This is a genomic window from Azospirillum humicireducens (genome assembly GCF_001639105.2).
In the GTDB taxonomy this organism is placed as follows: Bacteria; Pseudomonadota; Alphaproteobacteria; order Azospirillales; family Azospirillaceae; genus Azospirillum; species Azospirillum humicireducens.
Window position 1 is genome coordinate 258,735 of sequence record NZ_CP028907.1, and the last position, 16,996, is coordinate 275,730.

A 16,996-nucleotide genomic window follows, 5' to 3' on the forward strand; every position below is an offset into this window, starting at 1 on the left:
CGGCGTGAACCGCCGCCGATACCGTCGATACAGCCGAGCAGGGGACGCGCGATGCGCATTGCCGTGGTCACGCAGAAGATCGTCCGCCATGATGGGCAGGGCCGGGTGAATGCCGTCGTGGTGGAGGAGCTGCTGCGCCGCGGGCACGAGGTGGTGGCCATCGCGGCGGAGGTGGCTGACGAACTGGCGCGCCATCCCAGCCTGCGCTGGGTGCCGGTCGATGGTGGCGGAGTGCCGACGCAGCTGATGAAGGACCAGCTGTTCGCCTGGCGGGCGAGCCGCGCACTGGCGCGGGCAAGGCGGGCGGGGATCGACCGGGTGGTGGTGAACGGCTTCGTCAGCTGGGCGCGGTCGGACGTCAACGCCGTGCATTTCGTCCATTCGGCCTGGATGCGCTCGCCCACCCATCCCGTGCGCAAGGGCGTCTCGCCGCTGTCGCTCTATCGGGCGCTCTACACCCTGCTGAATGTCGGGTTCGAGCGCTGGAGTTTCCGCCGCGCCGGCCGGCTGGTGGCGGTGTCGCGCACGGTGGCGGAGGAATTGCGGCGGGACGGCATCGACCCGGCCCGGCTGGCGGTGATCGACAACGGCGTCGACGTGGCGGAATTCCGGCCCGGTACGCCCGATCCGGCACTGTTCGGACTACCGCCCGGCCGTCCGGTGGCGCTGTTCGTCGGCGACGCCCGCAGCGACCGCAAGAATCTGGACGGCGTGCTGCGCGCCCTTGCCGAGGTGCCGGACCTGTCGCTGGCGGTGGTGGGGGACGAGCGCGGCGGTCCCTTCCCGGCGCTGGCGCGGTCACTGGGTGTGGAGGACCGCGTGCGCTTCCTCGGCCACCGGCGCGACGTGGCGGCGCTGATGCGGGCGGCGGACCTGTTCGTCTTTCCGACCCGCTACGAGCCCTTCGGGCTGGTCCTGCTGGAGGCGGCGGCGAGCGGGCTGCCGGTCATCACCACGCGGCTCGCCGGCGCCAGCTGGCTGCTGGAGGACGGTGCGGCCGTCGTGCTGGACGATCCGGATGCGCAGGAGGCGCTGGTGGAGGCGATGCGCCGTCTGGCCGCCGACCCGGAGGAGCGCCGCCGCATGGGGCAGGCCGGACGCCGCATCGCCGAACGCCACGACTGGCCTGTGACGGCGGGGCGGTATGTGGACCTTCTGGAAGCGATGGGGCCGCTCGCCAGTGGTGTCGGGGTGAGCGGGACGCTGGTCAGATCGACGTCCTGAGGGGAGATCGCTTCACCTGACCTCCAGCCGCAGATCGACCGTCACGCTGTCGCTGCCGGCCGGAGCGTCCGCCACGGCGATGCCCACGGCGGCGGCGGGGCCGGGGGCCGGGTCCAACCGGTGCGGCAGGGCGCTGGCGGGGCGCAGGACGGCGCCCATGCGGATGGCGCCGCGGGTCTTGCCGACCGGGGCGGTGCCGGTGGTGGCGACGGGGACGACGCCGCCGGCCGGGGCGGAGGTGAGGGCGACGCCGTCGGCCGGGCGGTCCGCCTCCAGACGGCGGACGCGGTCGTAATCGCGTTGCACCAGATTGCCGGCATCGACGCCGCCGGTGCCGACCTTGCGGAACTCGCCGGAACAGTCCTGCGCCTCGAAGCGGTTGGCGCGGCAGGTTCCGGAGACCGACAAGGCGGGGGCGAGCCCGTCGCGGCCGAGGCGGATCAGGCGGTCGGCGTCGTCGAACCGGTTGCCGACGGCGCTGGCGGCGACGATGGCGGCGGTCTGGATGTCGGCGGCGCGGTCGTTGGTGCCGTCGCCGAAGCTGGCGGTGCCGCCGGTGAACCGGTTGCGCTCCAGCGCCCGCACCACGATCAGGCCGGCCGTCGGCTGTTTCGTCAGCCGGTATCGGGGCAGGAGCGAACCGCTGCAGCCGATCAGGCTGTTGCCGTACATCTCCGCCAGGGGCCCATGGATCCAGCCGTTGCCGCAGGCCTCGAAGGCGCAGTCCAGGAACTTGTTGTTGGACAGGAAGGTGCGCTTGGGCGTGCCGTCCTCCGCCAGGATGCCGTAGGGCGAGAAGCCGAAATGGCAGGAGATGAAGCTGGAATGGTCGATGCCGTTCTCCGGCGCCACGGCGATGGAGGCCAGCGTGTTGCCGGCGAGGTCGGTGTCGAGGAACAGATGGTCGCCGAAGCTCTCGGTCCCGGCCGACCAATAGGCGCCGATGTGGTTCTTTGTCAGCTGGCAGGAGATCAGCGAGGAATGGTCGCGCCAGACATCGACCCCGGCGCGGAAGCCGAACACCCCCACCCGTTCCAGCACGAAGCGGGAGGTCAGGGCCACCCCGCCCATGCCCGGCGGCGGGTCGCCCGGCCGGTTGCCGGGCTTCGGCCCCTGCAGGCTGAGATGGGCGATGCGGCTGCGCTGGTAGCCGTCGTCATCGGTCACAGTGCCGTCGCGCGCCGCCAGCCGGCTTCCCGCCCGGATGCCGAAGCGGCCGGCGCCGAGATCCTCCGGCCAGGACAGCAGCGAGGCGCGCATGCCGGCGCCGACGATCTCCACCTCGTTGAAGGCCTCGTCATGGCGGTCGAGGTTGGGCAGGACGATCTCGCCGTCCAGCCGGTAATGGCCGGGCGGCACCATCACCGTCCCGCCATGGCCCGACCGCGACAGCTCCAGCACGGCGCCCTGCAGGGCCGCCCAGTCGCATTCCTGGCCGAGCGAGCGGACATGCGGATGGACGCGCCGCGCCGCCTCCAGGCTCTTGTAGCGTTCGGACAGCGGATGGCTGCGGCCGTCGCCGATGGCGCCACGGTCGCGGATGGACAGGGCGGGGCCGGTCGATGGCGACGGTTCGGGACGGGGGCGCAACGGCTTGTCCTGTGCGGCCTGCGCGGCGGCGGGAAGGGCGAGCGCCGCGGCCAGCAGCAGGCGCCTGCCGATTGGGCGAACGCATGGGAGAGGCGGCGTCATGGCGCGCAGGCCCGCGCCGCTCCCGGCGGCGGGGTGGCGTCCAGCCGCGCCAGTGCCGCCAGCCCGCCGCCCAGCGCTGTGCGGTAGACCTCCTCCAGCCGGTCGAGATGGCGGTCCAGCGTGAAGGGCGCCCGCCAATAATCGGCATGGGCGGCGCGGCCCATCCGCTGCACCTCGCAATCATGGGAGAGCAGGCGCAGGCAACGGGCGAGGTCGGTCGCGTCGCCGCTGCGGAACAGGACGCCGTTCCCGCCCGGCCGCACCGCCTCCGCCGCCGCGCAATTGTCGCTGACGATCACGGGAACGCCGTTGGCGAGCGCCTCGTAGGCGGCCAGCCCGAAGGTCTCGTACCACAGCGACGGCACCACCAGCGCCCGCGCCCGCCGGATCTCCTCCAGCACGGCGTCGGGCGGCAGCCAGCCGGCCTGTTCGGCCTCCGGGTTCAGGCGGCGGACCGCCTCGGCCTCGTCACCGTCGCCGACGAAACGGACCGGAACTCGGGCTTGCGCCGCCGCCTCTGCCAGCAGGGCGGCGCCCTTCTCGCGCGACAGGCGGCCGACGAACAGCACATGGCGGTTGTCCGCGACGGGAGCGGGGCCGCGGTCGCGGAGTTCGTCCGGCACCTCCACCGGGTTGGGGATCGACAGGGTGACGGTGCCGGGAGGCAGATGCGGTGCGATCACCGCGCGCTGGCGGTCGCTGAGCGTCACCAGCGCCATGCCGCCGGTGAAGCCGCCGGCCAGGGCGCCCGCCGCATGCCTAGCCGCCCGCCACCATTTGTGATGCCGGGCGCGGGCGTCGCAGTCGGTGGCGAGGCAGCCGGCGGACAGCGCCCGGTGCGGGCAGTTGACGCCCTCGGGAAAGACGAAGAAGGCGCCGTTCGGACAGAGCGGGAAATAGTCGTGCAGGGTCAGCAGGACCGGCAGGCCGGAGCGGCGGCAGACCGGAAAGACGCTGGGCGACAGCGCCTTGGCCCAGCCATGGATGTGGATCACCGTGTCGTTGGCCGGGCAGCGGGCCAGCAGCTCGTCCAGCGCGCGGGCCGACTCCCGGTTCCAGATGCCGCGGAGCGCCGCCTGCATCCGGTCGGCGTTGCCCTTCAGGTCGGGCTGGTCCAGGCAATGGACGGTGATGCCGTCGATCAGCAGGGCGGGGTCGATGGGCGGCACGGCGGTGAAGAAATGCACCCGGTGGCCGCGCCGCGCCAGCCCGACCGCCCCGGCGATGGCCACCTTGGCCAGCCCGCCGCTGGGATGGGCGTGGTCGCAGAGGATGACGATGCTGCTCATGGCGGCGGGCTCATTGCAGGGTGTCGCGATAGACGGCGGCGGTGCGGGCGGCGATCACCGGCCAGTCGAAGCGGTTGCGCACCAGCGTCCGGCAGGCGTCGGCATCGGGAAGCCGGCGCTGGCCGGTCAGCGCCTCCTCCAGGCCGATGCCGATGGCTCGCGCGTCGGTTCCCGCCAGCACGAGGTCGCCGTCCATCCCCTCCACCACCTCCGGCAGGCCGCCGACCGGGGTGACCAGCACCGGCGTGCCGGAGGCCAGCGATTCCAGTGCGGTGATGCCGAAACCCTCCAGAGCCTGCGACGGCATCACGCACAGGTCGGCGGCGCGGTAGGCCAGCGCCAGCTGCGCGTCGGGGACGAAACCGAGCAGCCGCACATGGTCCTCCAGCCCCAGCGCGCCGATGCGGTTCTGCAGCGCCGCCGCTTCCGGGCCGCGGCCGGCGACGACCAGCAGGGCGTCCGGCACCCGGCGGCGCAGCTCCACCATGGAGTCCACCAAGGCGGTCAGCCCCATGCGCTTCACCAGACGGCGGACCGTCAGGATCATGGGACGCCCCTGCGGCCAGCCCAGCCTTGCCCGCGCCTGCTGCCGGCTGTCGGGAAGATCGTAGCGGTCGGCCTCCACCCCGCCCGGCACCCGGTGGATGCGGTCGGGCGGCACGCCGTAGCGCTCGGCCAGGATGGTGCCGAAGGCGCGGGACAGCACGACGAAGCGGGTGGCGCGGTGGTAGACCAGCCGCTCCACCAGGAACTTCAGCCGCACCGACAGGGCGCCGGCCCCCTCCGCGGCGCTTTCCAATGCCCAGGGGCCGTGGAAATGGACGACCAGCGGCCGGTTGCGCAGGGCGGGCAGCGCCCCAACCGTGTTCAGCGCGAAGTGTGAGGCGACGAGGTCGGGGGCCTGCCGGCGCAGCGCCGCGGCGATGGCGGTGCGCGCTGCCGCCACGCGGCGCGGCAGTGAGGCGGTCGGCGGGGCGAAGCTGTCGATGCGGGCGCCGTTGTCCAGCGTGGCGGAGGTGGTGCCGAGCACCAGCCCGGAGAAGGCGATGCCCTGCTGCGGCAGATGGCGGGCGAGATGGTAGAGCATGTTCTCCGCCCCGCCAGGGGTCTCGGGGAACCAGCCGAGCCCGAGCTGGAGCACGCTGGCCTCCCGCATCTCCGCCGGGAAGGTCAGGCTTCCGTCCATCGATTGTCCTCCTGGGGCTTGTCCTGGGGGCGCATGTCCTTGGGGCGCATGTCCTCCGGGCGGGGCTCGGTGGGGAGCGCCGCCGGTTGCGGGGCGGGCTGGAGGCTGGCGAGCCCGTAATTCTTCGCGGCCATGCCCATGCCCAGGAAGAACCAGAAGCCGACGCCCGTGACCTTCACCAGCGTGTGTTCGAACACCATGCAGACGAGGATCGTCAGGGCGGCGGCCTCGGCACAGCGGGCGAAGGGATCGGGCGGAGCGCCGCCGCGGCGCAGCAGCCCGACCATCAGCGTGACGATGCCCGCGACATAGCCCAGCGTGCCGGGCCAGCCCAGCTCATAGGGGACGCGCAGGATGCCGCTGTCGAAATAGGCCATGGCACCGAGATGGCCGTCCTCGTTGGTCAGCTTGGTCGCGGTGTCGACGGTGCCGAGGCCGGCGCCGCGCACCTCCGTCAGCGCCTGGATCAGGAAGCGGCCGTAGAACTCCTGCCGCTCCTGATAACTGCGGTCGTTCTCCATCGAGTTCAGCGTGTCGAACCGCTTGACGATGGCCTGATTGACCAACGGCACGCTGAGCAGCGGCAGGGAGCACAGCACCAGACCGCAGCCGACCGCGACCAGCCGCAGCCGGTGCCGGCCGGGCATGGTCAGCAGCAGCCAGACGAAGACGAACAGCCCGGCCAGCCAGGCGGCGCGGACGAGGCTGAGCAGAAGCGATCCCAGCGCCAGGGCGCCGGCGACCGGCACCAGGATGCCGCGCGCCGCCGGCAGCACGGCCAGCCCGGTCACCAGCAGGAAAGCCAGCGGGCCGGAGCTGTTCAGCGTGCTGAACACCCGCACCTGCATCGGCAGCGGCAGGCCCTGGTTGGTCATGCCGACATTGATGAGCCAGCGCGCATCCCAGGGCGGCATCACGAAATACTGGATCAGCCCATAGCCGCCGACCAGCGCCATCCCCAGCACGAAGGCGCGCAGCACCGCGTCGCGGATTTGCGGGTAGATCGGCCAGTGCAGGGCGACATAGAGGCCGAGCGTCACCGGCACCAGCCAGTTCAGCAGGGCGAAGGTCGCCGCCGCCATGCCGGCCTGGGTGACGCCGTTGACGTAGGCGTAGAACAGCCCGACCATCACCGGCACGAAGCCGAAATAGGCGCGGTAGCGCAGCATCGGCAGATACTGCGCGATCACCAGAAAGGTCATGGCGCCGACGGCGAAGGGCGTCACCATCACCGGGCTGATCACGCTCCATCCCGCCTGGTAATCGACCAGCCGGCGCACCTCCGGCGTCAGGAACCACAGCCACCAGCTGAAGGCGGCGAAGCGGGCCGGGTCGCGCGTCACCAATAGGGCGCCGGTGGCGAGCGCGCCGACCGGAAAGACGATCTCCAGCAGGCCCGCCTTGCCCATCAGCACCGGCATCGCCACCACGAACCAGAAGAGGGCGGGGGCCATCCTGGCGACGGACGGCAGGCCGTCCCCACCCTGGTGGTGGCCCGGCCGGGTCCGGTCGATCCCAGCAGCGGCGCCGGCAGTGGCAAAGGTCATGCCGGCGACTCCCGCCAGTCGCGCATTCCGGCCAGCCGGCCGCGCAGGGTGGCGCGGAGCTTCGCCCCGGCATGCCGGTCGCCGCGCAGGGCGAGCCGCGCCCATTGCACCGCTCCGGGAAACTCGCAGGTTCCGACCAGGAAGGCCCAGGCGGCGAAGACCATGCGCTTCGCCGGACTGAAATGGGCCATCAGGGCGATGGTGTCGTTGTAGGTCGCGTTCTCCTGCGCCAGCGGGTGGAAATGGTCGGATCCGCGCTGGTCGATGTCGAAGCGGACGGCGGGGAAATGGTCGACCGCCACCAGCGGGTCGTAGACCAGCCGCCAGCCGCGGCGGGACAGCCGCAGGCAGAAATCCACCTCGTTGCGGACCTGGGCGCCGCTGCCGCGCAGACGGGTGTTCAGCCGTTCGTCGGCGATGGCGGCACGGCGGAAGCTCCAGTTGGCGCCCTTCAGGACATCGACGTCCTGCGCCGGGCCGACGCCGAGATGGTGGTTGCCGATGACGCGGCCGAACCATTGCAGACGGCCGACGACCTGCCTCTCGCCGGTTTCCGGCACACCGTCGTGATAGACATGGTCGCGTCCGCCGACGCCGCCGATCCTGGGATCGGTGCGATACCAGGCCTCGATCCGCTCCACCCAGTCGGGATGGGGAACGGCGTCGTCGTCGGTGATGGCGACGATGTCGGCGCGGGCATGGTCCATGCCGCGGTTGATGGCGGCGACCTGTCCCGGCACCTCGATCCCGACGACCTGCATCGGCAGCGCGCCTTCGTAGCGGCGGGCGACCTCGGCGGACGCGGGGTCGGTGTCGCGTACGGTGACGATCACCTGGGCGGGCGCCATGGTCTGGCGCACCAGCCCGTCGAGGCAGCCGGCCAGCTGGTCCGGCCGGCGATAGGTCGGAACGATCACGGTGACGCCGAGGCGCTCGGCCGTATCGGGATCCACGGGGACCAGCGGGATGGCGCGGGGCAGGCTTTTGGTGTTCATGGTCGCATTCATGCCGGGGCCAGCTCCCGCCCGCGGGCGCTGTGGACAGCGGCCCGTGCCGGGGCCAGGGACGGCTCCTCGCCGTTCATCCAGCTGTCGATGGTCTCGCGCAGCCGCGTCCTGAACACGGCACCGTCGAAGCGGGCGGCATAGGACTGGATGGCTGCGGGGTCGAAGCGGCGTTCCTGCGCCTCGAACCGCTCCACCGCCTCGATCAGCGCTTCGGGCGTCTGCTGGTCGAAGAACAGGCCGGACAGGCCGTCCTTCACTGTTTCGGTGGCGCCGCCGCGGTTCAGCGCGATCACCGGCCGGCCGGCGGCCATCGCCTCCACCGGCACGATGCCGAAATCCTCGTTGGCGGTGAAGACCAGGGCGCGGCAGGCGGCATACTGCCGGTCCAGCTCGGCGGCGGAACAGTGGCCGAGCAGTTCCACCGTCGGCCCGGCCATCTGCTTCAGCCGGCGGAACTCCTCGCCCTCGCCGACGACGACCAGCTTGCGGCCCATGCGGTTGAAGGCCTCGATCGCCACGTCGGCGCGCTTGTAGGACACCAGTTGGCTGACGAACAGGTAATGGTCGCCGGGCGCCTCGGCAGTGGCGAAGCGGCGGGTTTCCACCGGCGGGTTGATGACGGTGGAGTCGCGGCGGTAGACCCGCCAGATGCGCTGGGCCACCGTCTCGGAGTTCGCAATGAAGCGGTCGACCCGTGCGGCGGTCGCCAGATCCCACTGCCGCAGCCGGTGGATGGCGTAGGGCATCAGCGGCCGGATGACCGGGCCGGCAGACGACAGGTAGTCGTGATAGCCGCTCCACACATAGCGCATCGGCGTGTGGCAGTAGCAGACATGCAGCGCGTCGGGCCGGGTCAGCACGCCCTTGGCCGGGCCTGATTCGCTGCTGATCACCAGATCGTAGGCGCTGAGGTCGAGCTGTTCCAGAGCCAGCGGCATCAGCGGCAGGTATTTCTGGTACATCCGGTGCGCCATCGGCAGCCGGTCGATGAAGGTGGTGGTGACCCGGTGGCTGCGGATGACCGGGGAGATGCGCTCCGGCCGATAGACGTGGGTGAAGACGTCGGCCTCCGGATACAGCTCGCACAGGGCTTCGATAACCTTCTCACCCCCGCGCATCCCGACGAGCCAGTAATGGACGATCGCGACTTTCATGGTGGGTTCTCCGGCAAGGGGCTGGCCTTCGCGAAAGGCTGCGAAACGGCCGGTCAGGCGATGCGGCGCAGGCGGTAGGAGCGGCCGCCGGGCGGGCGGGCGCCATATTCGAGGTTCGCGTGTTCGCGGGCGTTGACCATCGACAGCACCGCCCCGCCGACCCGTCCGCCGACCTGCCGCACCTGCCTGATACCGGCCCCGGCGAGGCTGGAGGCGGTGCGCGCCCAGCGCACGACATAGAGGATGCGGTCGGCCAGCGGCGCCAGGATCAGCGCGTCGGACACCGACAGCACCGGCGGCGTGTCGAGCACGATCACGTCGTAGCGTTCGGACAGTTCGACCAGCAGCGACAGCATCGCCTGGGAGCCGAGGAGGGTCTGCGGCCGGTCCACGAGCCGGCCGGCGGCGATCACCGCCACCCGGCGGCGCTCGTCCAGATGCAGCACCTGATCCAGCGTGGCGTCGCCGCCCAGGAGGTCGGTCAGGCCCCTGGGCGGCCGGCCGTTGCCCAGCAGGCGGTGGACGGCGGGCCGGCGGGTGTCGCAATCGACCACCACCACGCGGCGGCCGGCATCGGCCAGGAAGGCGGACAGCGCCACCGCCAGCGTCGTCTTGCCCTCGCCGGCGACCGACGAGGTCAGCATGATGACCTCGCCGCCCTTGGCGGTTGCCGTCTCGGCACCGGTGCGGACCAGCCGCAGCCGGGCGCAGAGCCGCCAGACCGCTTCGGCGAAGTCGCTGCCGCCGGTCTCCGCATAGGGATCGCGGGCGGCCTCGCCACTGCGTCCCCGCTTGGTCCGGCCCAGCAGCGGCACGATGCCGACCGCCGGCAGGCCCAGCAGGGCCTCCACCTGATGGGAGCTGTAGACGCCGCGCTGGCCCATGCTGCGCACGAGAGCGATTCCGGTGGCGATGGCGCCGCAGACGACCGCGGCCAACCCGGCCAGCACCGTCTTGCCCGGCCCGACCGGACCCGTCGGCACCGAGGCGGAGGACACGATCCGCACGTCCGGCGTCATCTCCAGCGCCTGGAGCACCTGGGTTTCCTTCAGGCGGGTGACGGCGCGGCGGTAATTGTCGTCGGAGGCGTCGGCCTGCCGCTGCAGTTCGCGCAGGCGGACATCGGCCTGAAGGGTGTCGAAGGATTCGGTGCGCAGCCCTTCCATCCGGCGGCTCAGGTCCTGGATCTTGGCGACCTGCTGTTCCACCTCGCCGCGCAGGCCGCGGACGACGCGGTCGACCTCGGTGGCGAGCGACGCATTGAGGTCGCGCAGTTCGGCGGCCGGACGGGTCAGCGCCGGGTGGCGGTCGCCATATTGGGCGCGCAGTTCGGCCAGCTGGGCGCTGAGCGCCGCCTGGCGCTGGCGCAGGCCGGTGATCAGCGGATCGCCGCCGATGTCGGCGCCGGCCAGCGATTCCGGATTGCCGGGACGAACCGCCTGCAGCTGGCGCAGACGGGCCTGGGCGTTGGCGTGGGCGGTGCGGGCCTCCGCCAGCTGGGCGTTGAGGGCCGACATCTCCTCGTTCACCAGTGGGGCGTCGCGGCCCTTCACCATGCCGGTTTCAGAGCGCATCGCTTCGATCGCGGCGCGGCCGGTGGTCGTCATGTCCTGGCGCAGTTCGTCCAGCCGGCTCTGCAGCCATTCGCTGGCGCGCTGGGTGGCGTTGCGCTTCGCCTCCACCTGGAGGGCGATGTAGGCGTCGGCGACGGCGTTGGCCGCGCGGGCGGCCAGCTGCGGATCCTTGGCCTCCACCGTGATGCGGATCGCGCGCGACTGCACGCCGGGGCTGACCCGCAGATTTTTCTGGAAGGCGTCGATCAGGCGGGCACTTTCCAGCTCGGCGGCGTCGCCGGTGGGGGCGGCGGGGCGCGGCGGCGGCGTCAGCATGGCGGACAGCGGTTCCGGCAGGGCGCCGGCCACGTCGGCCAGCAGGGCGCGGCCGTCCTCCAGCAGCGGGGTCAGCGGGCCGGGCTTGGCGGCGGTCGTCGCATATTCCGGCTCCTGTCCCAGCTTCAGCGCCTCCACCACCCGGCGGGCGAGATCGCGGGATCGCAGGATCTCGACCTCGGTGTTGACGGTGTCCTGATAGATGCCCATCGGCTCCGACACCGAGGGGATGTTGATGACCCGGTTCGGATGCGGGTCGATCACCACCACGGATGAGGCGCTATAGAGCGGCGTCATGGAATTGACCAGCAGCACCGCCGGCAGCCACAGGACCGCGGTGATGCCCAGGATCAGCCATTTCTGGCGCCAAAGCGTCTGAGCCAGCCGCTTGACGTCGACCTTGTCGGCGCCCGAACCGACCGGCGGTGCGACCAGACCGGAGGCGAAACCGGCCGCGCCGGATGGCAGGCGGTGTTCCGGTGCTTCCATGGGCTGAACTCCTCTCTCTCGACTGACTGTGCGCGGGAAAGTCCGATGGGTGGAACGGGCGGCGGCTCAGCCGACCTCGGCCGGGTCTTTTGCGGCTTTGGTCGGGGCTGCTTCGGCGGATGCGGCGTTGGATGCGGCGATCTCGTACGCGGCTCCGGCCGTGCCGGACGGCTGCTCCGACCATGGGCGCTGTCCCGTCCTTGCTTCCGCCAGGATGCGGGCGTAGCGGGCGACGGTGTTGGGGGTGACGTTGACCAGCTTGCCGGTTCCGCCGCCCCCGGCGACGAGTTGGGCGACCTGGAACAGCGCGCGGCCCTTCTCCAGAACCTCGCCGGGCAGCAGCCACAGGATGGTGTCGATGTTGGACGCCAGCCATCCCGGCTTGCCGCCGCGGGTCAGCCGGAGTTCGGCCGAGCGGACCTGTGCGGTGTTGCGGATGGTGTAGAAGGGCGACCAGCCGTCCCAGTCGCCGGCGGTGAAGGGTAGGGCGACGAAATCGCCGTCCACCAGGGCCGGCGCGGCGCTGCCGAAACCGGCCTTGGTCCACATGTAGTCGAAGCCTGCGGAACGCACGGCGGCGGCAATGTCGGGCCGGACCGGGCCGGGGCGGGCGTCGTCGTAGGGCCGCCACGCCTCGTAGAAGCGGTCGAGCCGGTAGCGGCGCAGCGCGTTGCCGATCATGCGCCGGGCATCCATCGCCGGGGCGGCGGTCCGGGGAGTGGGCGGCGCGATGCGCGACGCCGCGGCTCCGCTCTCGGCAGCTTCGGCGCTGGCGGCCGGCGTTTCCGACGGGCGGGGGCGGGGGGAGATGCGCAGGACCGGGCGGCCCTCCTCCCAATGCAGGCGCGGCGTGCGGCCGGGCACCAGGGGTGAGTCGACCAGCGGCCACCAGCCCCGCGGCATCAGGCCGGGCGGCAGCATGGTCGCCACCTCCGCCCGCGCGTCGGCCAGCAGGCGGGCCAGTTCCTCCGCCTGCATCTCGCCCTCGGCGCAGACGCCGCGGCCGGTGCTGCCCAGCAGAAGCTCCACCCGGCCCAGCACGCCGCCGCGCTCCTCCGGCACCGCCAGCAGGGCGAGGTCGGCGGGGCTGGCCTGGGTCAGGCTGTCGACCGTGACCACCAGACCGCAGCGCAGGCCGGTTGCCGCCACCAGATCGAGGATTCGCGGGATGCAGTGCAACTCGCGGATCATGCCCGACCACAGCACCAGCGTGGTCAGCACCCGCCCCTCATCCGCCCAGCGGCGCAGCGTGGCGTCGTCGGGCTCGTACTCGGTGAAGGGCTGCGGCGGTTCCGGGATGCGCAGCGGCACCGCGGCGGCGCTGGCGAAGGGCGGGTCGGGATCGACGATCTGCAGCCCGCGGCCGAGCCGGCCCAGCGCGAAGAAGTCGTGGTCGTCGAACTGCCGGCCGTAGACCGGGTCGGCACCGGCGCGGATCAGGTCGGCGGCACGGTCGATCACGTCGGTCTGCGGCCGGCCGTAGAGCGGCAGCAGCCGCTTGGCCGCCGCCATCGGCAGCTGCGCCGCGATCAGGTCGGGGTCGCCCAGCAGGGTGCCGCGGCCCCACTCCGCATGGCGATGGGCAAGGCCGGCGCTGAAGCTGGCATAGCTTTCGCCGGCGACCTTGCCCTCCACGGCGTCGAGGCCGCCGGGGAAATGGCGGGCGCGCACCGGATCGACATAGAGGCCGACGAAACGACGGGCGCCCAAGGCTTCCAGCCGCCCGCGCAGGCCCGCGTCGGCGCTGGCGTCGATGCCCAGGCGTGGTTCGGCCAGCAGGCGCGGGTAGAGGAAGGGGGCGGCGACGATGCCGAGCGGGGTCTGCGGCGCCATGTCCAGCACCGCGACCTCGGCCGGCAGCGGCTGCCCCAGCAGGCGGAAGGCGGCCTCATAGAGGGCGGCGGGGTCGCTGCTGCGCAGGGCGCACTCGCCGCCAGCCTCCACCACCGGCCACAGCGGCGAGGCGGGGTCGCCCAACGCCACGACGCGGTAGCGGGTGGTCAGCCACAGCGCATGATCCAGATGCCTGCCGCCGGCCATCAGGCTGCCGGTGCCGGTCGCCTCGGTGCGGTTGCCGTCCTCCCAGCCTCCGAAATGGCGGCCGCTGCGGCGACCGTCATAGTAGAGGTCGAAGGCCCAGCCGGCGCGGTCCGCCGCGGCGGCCAGCACCGGCGCCATGGCGACGCGGTGCGGGTCGCCGCCATGGGCGAGGAAGAGGAGCAGGGGCGGTTTCGTCACGATGCGCGCCCCTCCGGCCCATTGCTCAGGGTGCTGCCCGCCTGAATGCCGCGCTTGCACCACCACAGGTGCCATTTCGCCACCCCCGGCGGTCCGAAATGGTCGGTCTTCTGCAGGGTCAGGCCGGTCGCGGCGATGGCCTTGCGCATCTCCGGCGCCCAGTGGTGGCGGACCAGCGCCTTCCATTCCGGCAGGACGCCGTGGCAGCGCATTGTCGCCAGCAGCCGGTCCGGCCGCCAGCGGTAGTAGCCGGGATAGGCGATCACCCACAGCGGGTTCGCATTCGTGGTGTCGCAGGCGATCCTCCCACCGGGCTTGACCACCCGCTGCAGCTCGCGCACGCCGGCCTCCAGGTCGGGCAGGTGGCAGAGCAGATCCATGGCGATGACGAGGTCGAAGCTGTCGTCGGGGAAGGGCAGCTTGCGGGCGTCGGCCTGCTGCACCGCCAGGGCGGGGAAGCGCTCCTTCGCCTCGGCCAGCATCTCGTGCGAGATGTCGACCAGGGTCACGTCGTGGCGCTCGGCGAAGGGGCCGGTGATGCGGCCATAGCCACCGCCGACGTCGAGGATGCGCATCCGCGGCGCCCGCTCCAGCTCCGCCGCCACCGCGCGCCGCTTCTCGTCATAGATGCGGTAGAAGGGGGTGGTCGGGTGGTCGGGGCGGAAATGGCGGCGGTAGCCGTTGTTGTAGATGCCGGAGCTGGCGGCCTGCGTGCGCTCCGCCTTGGCATGCTCCAGCAGGCTGGCGACCTGTGCGGCCACCGTCTCGACGTCGAAGGTCTTGGCGCGCTCCAGCCCGGCATCGGCCGCCGCCTTCAGGCCGGCGGGGTCGGCCAGCCGGGCGATCAGCACGTCGCGCAGCGGCGCCGCCTCGCCCGGCGGGACCAGCCAGCCGGAGCGGCCGTTCTCGACGATCTCGGGGAAGCCGCCGCAGTCGCTGGCGACCACCGGCACGCCCAGCGCCATCGCCTCCACCACGACGAAGCCGAAGCTCTCCCACAGCGACGGCACGACGGCCAGTTCCGCCCGCGCCACCACCGCCAGCGCGTCTTCGCGCGGCAGGGCGCCGGTGAAGTGCACGCGGTCGGCGACCGGGGCCACGTCGCGGCGGAACTGGTCGATGACGGCGGCGCTCGCCGGGTCCTCGCCGCCGACCATCACCAGATGCAGGTCGGGGTTGGCGGCCAGCACGGCGGGGATGGCACGGCCGAGGGCGGCGATGCCCTTGCGGCCTTCCAGGCGGCCGAAGAAGGCGATGAAACGCCCAGGCAGGGGAATGGGCGGTTGACCAGCCCCGGCGGCCTTCACCGCGGCGAGGTCGATGCTGTTGGGGATGACCTGGATCAGCTCCGGCGCGATGTGCCAGTAGTCGGCGACCCGGCGGGCGATGGCGCGGGTGGAGGCGTAGATCGCGGCGCTGCGCCTGGTCTGGTCGCGTTCCAGCGCGTTCAGCAGGTGGGTGTGCGGACCCCAGCTGCCGGTGTTGGTGTCCACCACCATGCCGGTCGGGGTGGCGAGCCGCGTCACCACCGGGATGGTGCTGAAGCGGGTGAGCCACCAGGCGTCGGCATCGAACTCCGCCGCATGGACCACGTCGGGATTGAAGGAGCGCACGGCGTCGGCCAAGCGGCGGTTGGTGCGGAAGCGGTCCAGCATCGGCTGGATCCGCGGGCCGGGATCGACGCGCTGCACCGTCACCCCGTCCTCGATCGCGATGCCCGCGGCCGGCCCGCCGGCCTTCCATGGCGTCACCACCTGCACCGCATGGCCCAGTCTGGTCAGTGCGCGCGCCATCGTGTGGGTGTGGGTGGCGATTCCGCCGAGCTTTTCGCCGGGCGGATATTCGGGCGTCAAGAGCGACAGTCGCATTGTGGGTTTCCTCGATTTCCGATGTCAGGCTATTCGCCGGTGCGTCCGGCCGCGGTGGCGGCGGCCGGCGGCGGCTTGTTGAGCAGGTGGCGCGGCAGGCTGGCGAGCAGCGCCGGGTCCGGCAGGAAGGCCCGCCAGGGCAGCCCGGTTGCCCGCCGGTAGAGCGCCGCGGCGGCGACGAACACCAGCGCATAGGCGACGGTGGACACCACCGACGCCGCCAGGATCCCGCCGCTGCGCAGGAACAGCAGCAGGCCGCCCAGCGTGACCGCCATGCCCAGCAGATTGGCGAGGGTGGCGGTGAAGGGCCGGTTCTCGGCATAGAGGCCGTTCAGCAGGATCGACGCCGCGGCATAGAGCACCGCTCCCGGCAGCAGCAGCCGCAGCGGCAGCGCGCTGTCGGCGAAGGAGGGGCCGTAGACCAGCCCGATGGCGATGTCGGCGAACAGGAACAGCCCGCCCCCCAGCACCCCGCCGACGGCGAAGGTCGCCTGCAGGCTGTTCATCACCAGATCGCGTCCCGACCGCCCGCGCCGGGTGGCCGCCGGCATCACCACGGTGGCGAGCGCGCTCGACAGGTTGACGATCAGCCAGGACAGGCTGGTCGCCAGCGCATAGAGCCCGACCTGCGCCGCCGGCAGGAAGGCCGGGATGATCAGCAGGTCCAACCGCTGGGTGATGACGCCTCCCACCACGTCGCCGTGGGTGCGCAGCGCATACCAGGCGGTGCTGCGGCCGAGCGCGAGGTCGGGCCGGCCGATGCCGTGGCGCCGCAGCAGAATCAGCAGGGCCGCGACCAGCACCAGCGTGCTCATCGCCGCCTGGGCGATCACCGCGGTCTCGACCGTGAACAGCCCGACGGCCCACAGCAGGGCATAGGAGACGGCGACCCCGGCCGGCTGGAGGAAGTTCAGCGCGTTGAAGCTGCGGAAATCCTGGTCGCCGAGGACCAGCCCCAGCATCAGCTCCGACAGGAGCGCCAGCGCGATCATCGGCAGATAGAGGCGGGCCAGCTCCAGCGTCTCCGTCGGCTGGGCCGCCAGCAGGGTCGGCAGAAGCAGGTGGCCCGCCAGCACCGCCGCCGCCGCGACCGGCAGCAGCATCAGCGTCCAGGTGGTCAGCAGCCGCCCGCCGGCCCTCGGGTCGCGGGACAGCGCATAAGTGACGGCCTTGCCGCAGCCCATGCCGAACAGCCAGCCCAGCAGCTGCGCCGTGGTGAGCACCGCGGTCAGCGCCCCCCGGCCGTCCGGCCCCAGGGTACGGGCGACCAGGATGCCGGTCAGCAGGCCCAGCCCCATGGTGGCGGCAGTGACGAGAATGGTGGCGACACCGTCCCGCGCGAAGCTGCGCCGGGCCGGCGCTGCCGCCGCAGCCTGACCGGAGGAACCATGTTGCATTACGCTCTCACCCCCG

At 72.1% G+C, this 16,996-nt stretch carries 11 protein-coding genes; 1 reads left to right on the forward strand and 10 read right to left on the reverse strand.

Annotation, left to right across the window (positions count from 1 at the left end):
• Nucleotides 1-51: 51 nt before the first annotated feature.
• Entirely contained in the window at nt 52-1,224 is a 1,173-nt protein-coding gene (locus tag A6A40_RS28380; protein ID WP_108549183.1) for a glycosyltransferase family 4 protein, read from the forward strand.
• 12 nt (nt 1,225-1,236) lie between these two features.
• Here the strand turns inward: A6A40_RS28380 and A6A40_RS28385 are convergent, their stop codons facing one another.
• From A6A40_RS28385 to A6A40_RS28430, 10 genes are all read right to left on the reverse strand, one after another.
• Nucleotides 1,237-2,916 (reverse strand): DUF2190 family protein, encoded by a 1,680-nt coding sequence (locus tag A6A40_RS28385; RefSeq protein WP_108549184.1) that lies wholly within the window; start codon nt 2,914-2,916, stop codon nt 1,237-1,239.
• Entirely contained in the window at nt 2,913-4,205 is a 1,293-nt protein-coding gene (locus A6A40_RS28390; protein ID WP_108549185.1) for a glycosyltransferase family 4 protein, read from the reverse strand. Before A6A40_RS28390 ends, A6A40_RS28385 begins: the two co-directional genes overlap by 4 nt.
• A 10-nt stretch (nt 4,206-4,215) precedes the next feature.
• The gene (locus A6A40_RS28395) at nt 4,216-5,361 is read right to left on the reverse strand and encodes a glycosyltransferase family 4 protein (RefSeq protein WP_108549510.1); all 1,146 of its coding nucleotides are present in this window, start codon (nt 5,359-5,361) and stop codon (nt 4,216-4,218) included.
• Between the two features lie 14 nt (nt 5,362-5,375).
• On the reverse strand, nt 5,376-6,938 hold the full coding sequence (locus tag A6A40_RS28400; protein ID WP_108549186.1) for an O-antigen ligase family protein: 1,563 nt from the start codon (nt 6,936-6,938) through the stop codon (nt 5,376-5,378).
• Nucleotides 6,935-7,933, reverse strand: a complete 999-nt coding sequence (locus A6A40_RS28405; RefSeq protein WP_236784119.1) for a glycosyltransferase family 2 protein — start codon at nt 7,931-7,933, stop codon at nt 6,935-6,937. Before A6A40_RS28405 ends, A6A40_RS28400 begins: the two co-directional genes overlap by 4 nt.
• Before the next feature lie 8 nt (nt 7,934-7,941).
• Nucleotides 7,942-9,099 (reverse strand): glycosyltransferase, encoded by a 1,158-nt coding sequence (locus A6A40_RS28410; RefSeq protein ID WP_108549188.1) that lies wholly within the window; start codon nt 9,097-9,099, stop codon nt 7,942-7,944.
• A 53-nt stretch (nt 9,100-9,152) separates the two neighbouring features.
• Entirely contained in the window at nt 9,153-11,477 is a 2,325-nt protein-coding gene (locus A6A40_RS28415; RefSeq protein ID WP_108549189.1) for a GumC family protein, read from the reverse strand.
• A 66-nt stretch (nt 11,478-11,543) separates the two neighbouring features.
• Nucleotides 11,544-13,715: a hypothetical protein gene (locus tag A6A40_RS28420; RefSeq protein ID WP_108549190.1), complete on the reverse strand. Its 2,172-nt coding sequence runs from the start codon at nt 13,713-13,715 to the stop codon at nt 11,544-11,546.
• Entirely contained in the window at nt 13,712-15,583 is a 1,872-nt protein-coding gene (locus tag A6A40_RS28425) for a glycosyltransferase (protein WP_108549191.1), read from the reverse strand. The genes A6A40_RS28420 and A6A40_RS28425 overlap by 4 nt, the downstream gene beginning before the upstream one ends.
• Nucleotides 15,584-15,612: 29 nt before the next feature.
• Nucleotides 15,613-16,980, reverse strand: coding sequence for an oligosaccharide flippase family protein (locus A6A40_RS28430; protein ID WP_108549192.1), 1,368 nt, complete (start codon nt 16,978-16,980; stop codon nt 15,613-15,615).
• Nucleotides 16,981-16,996 lie beyond the last annotated feature (16 nt).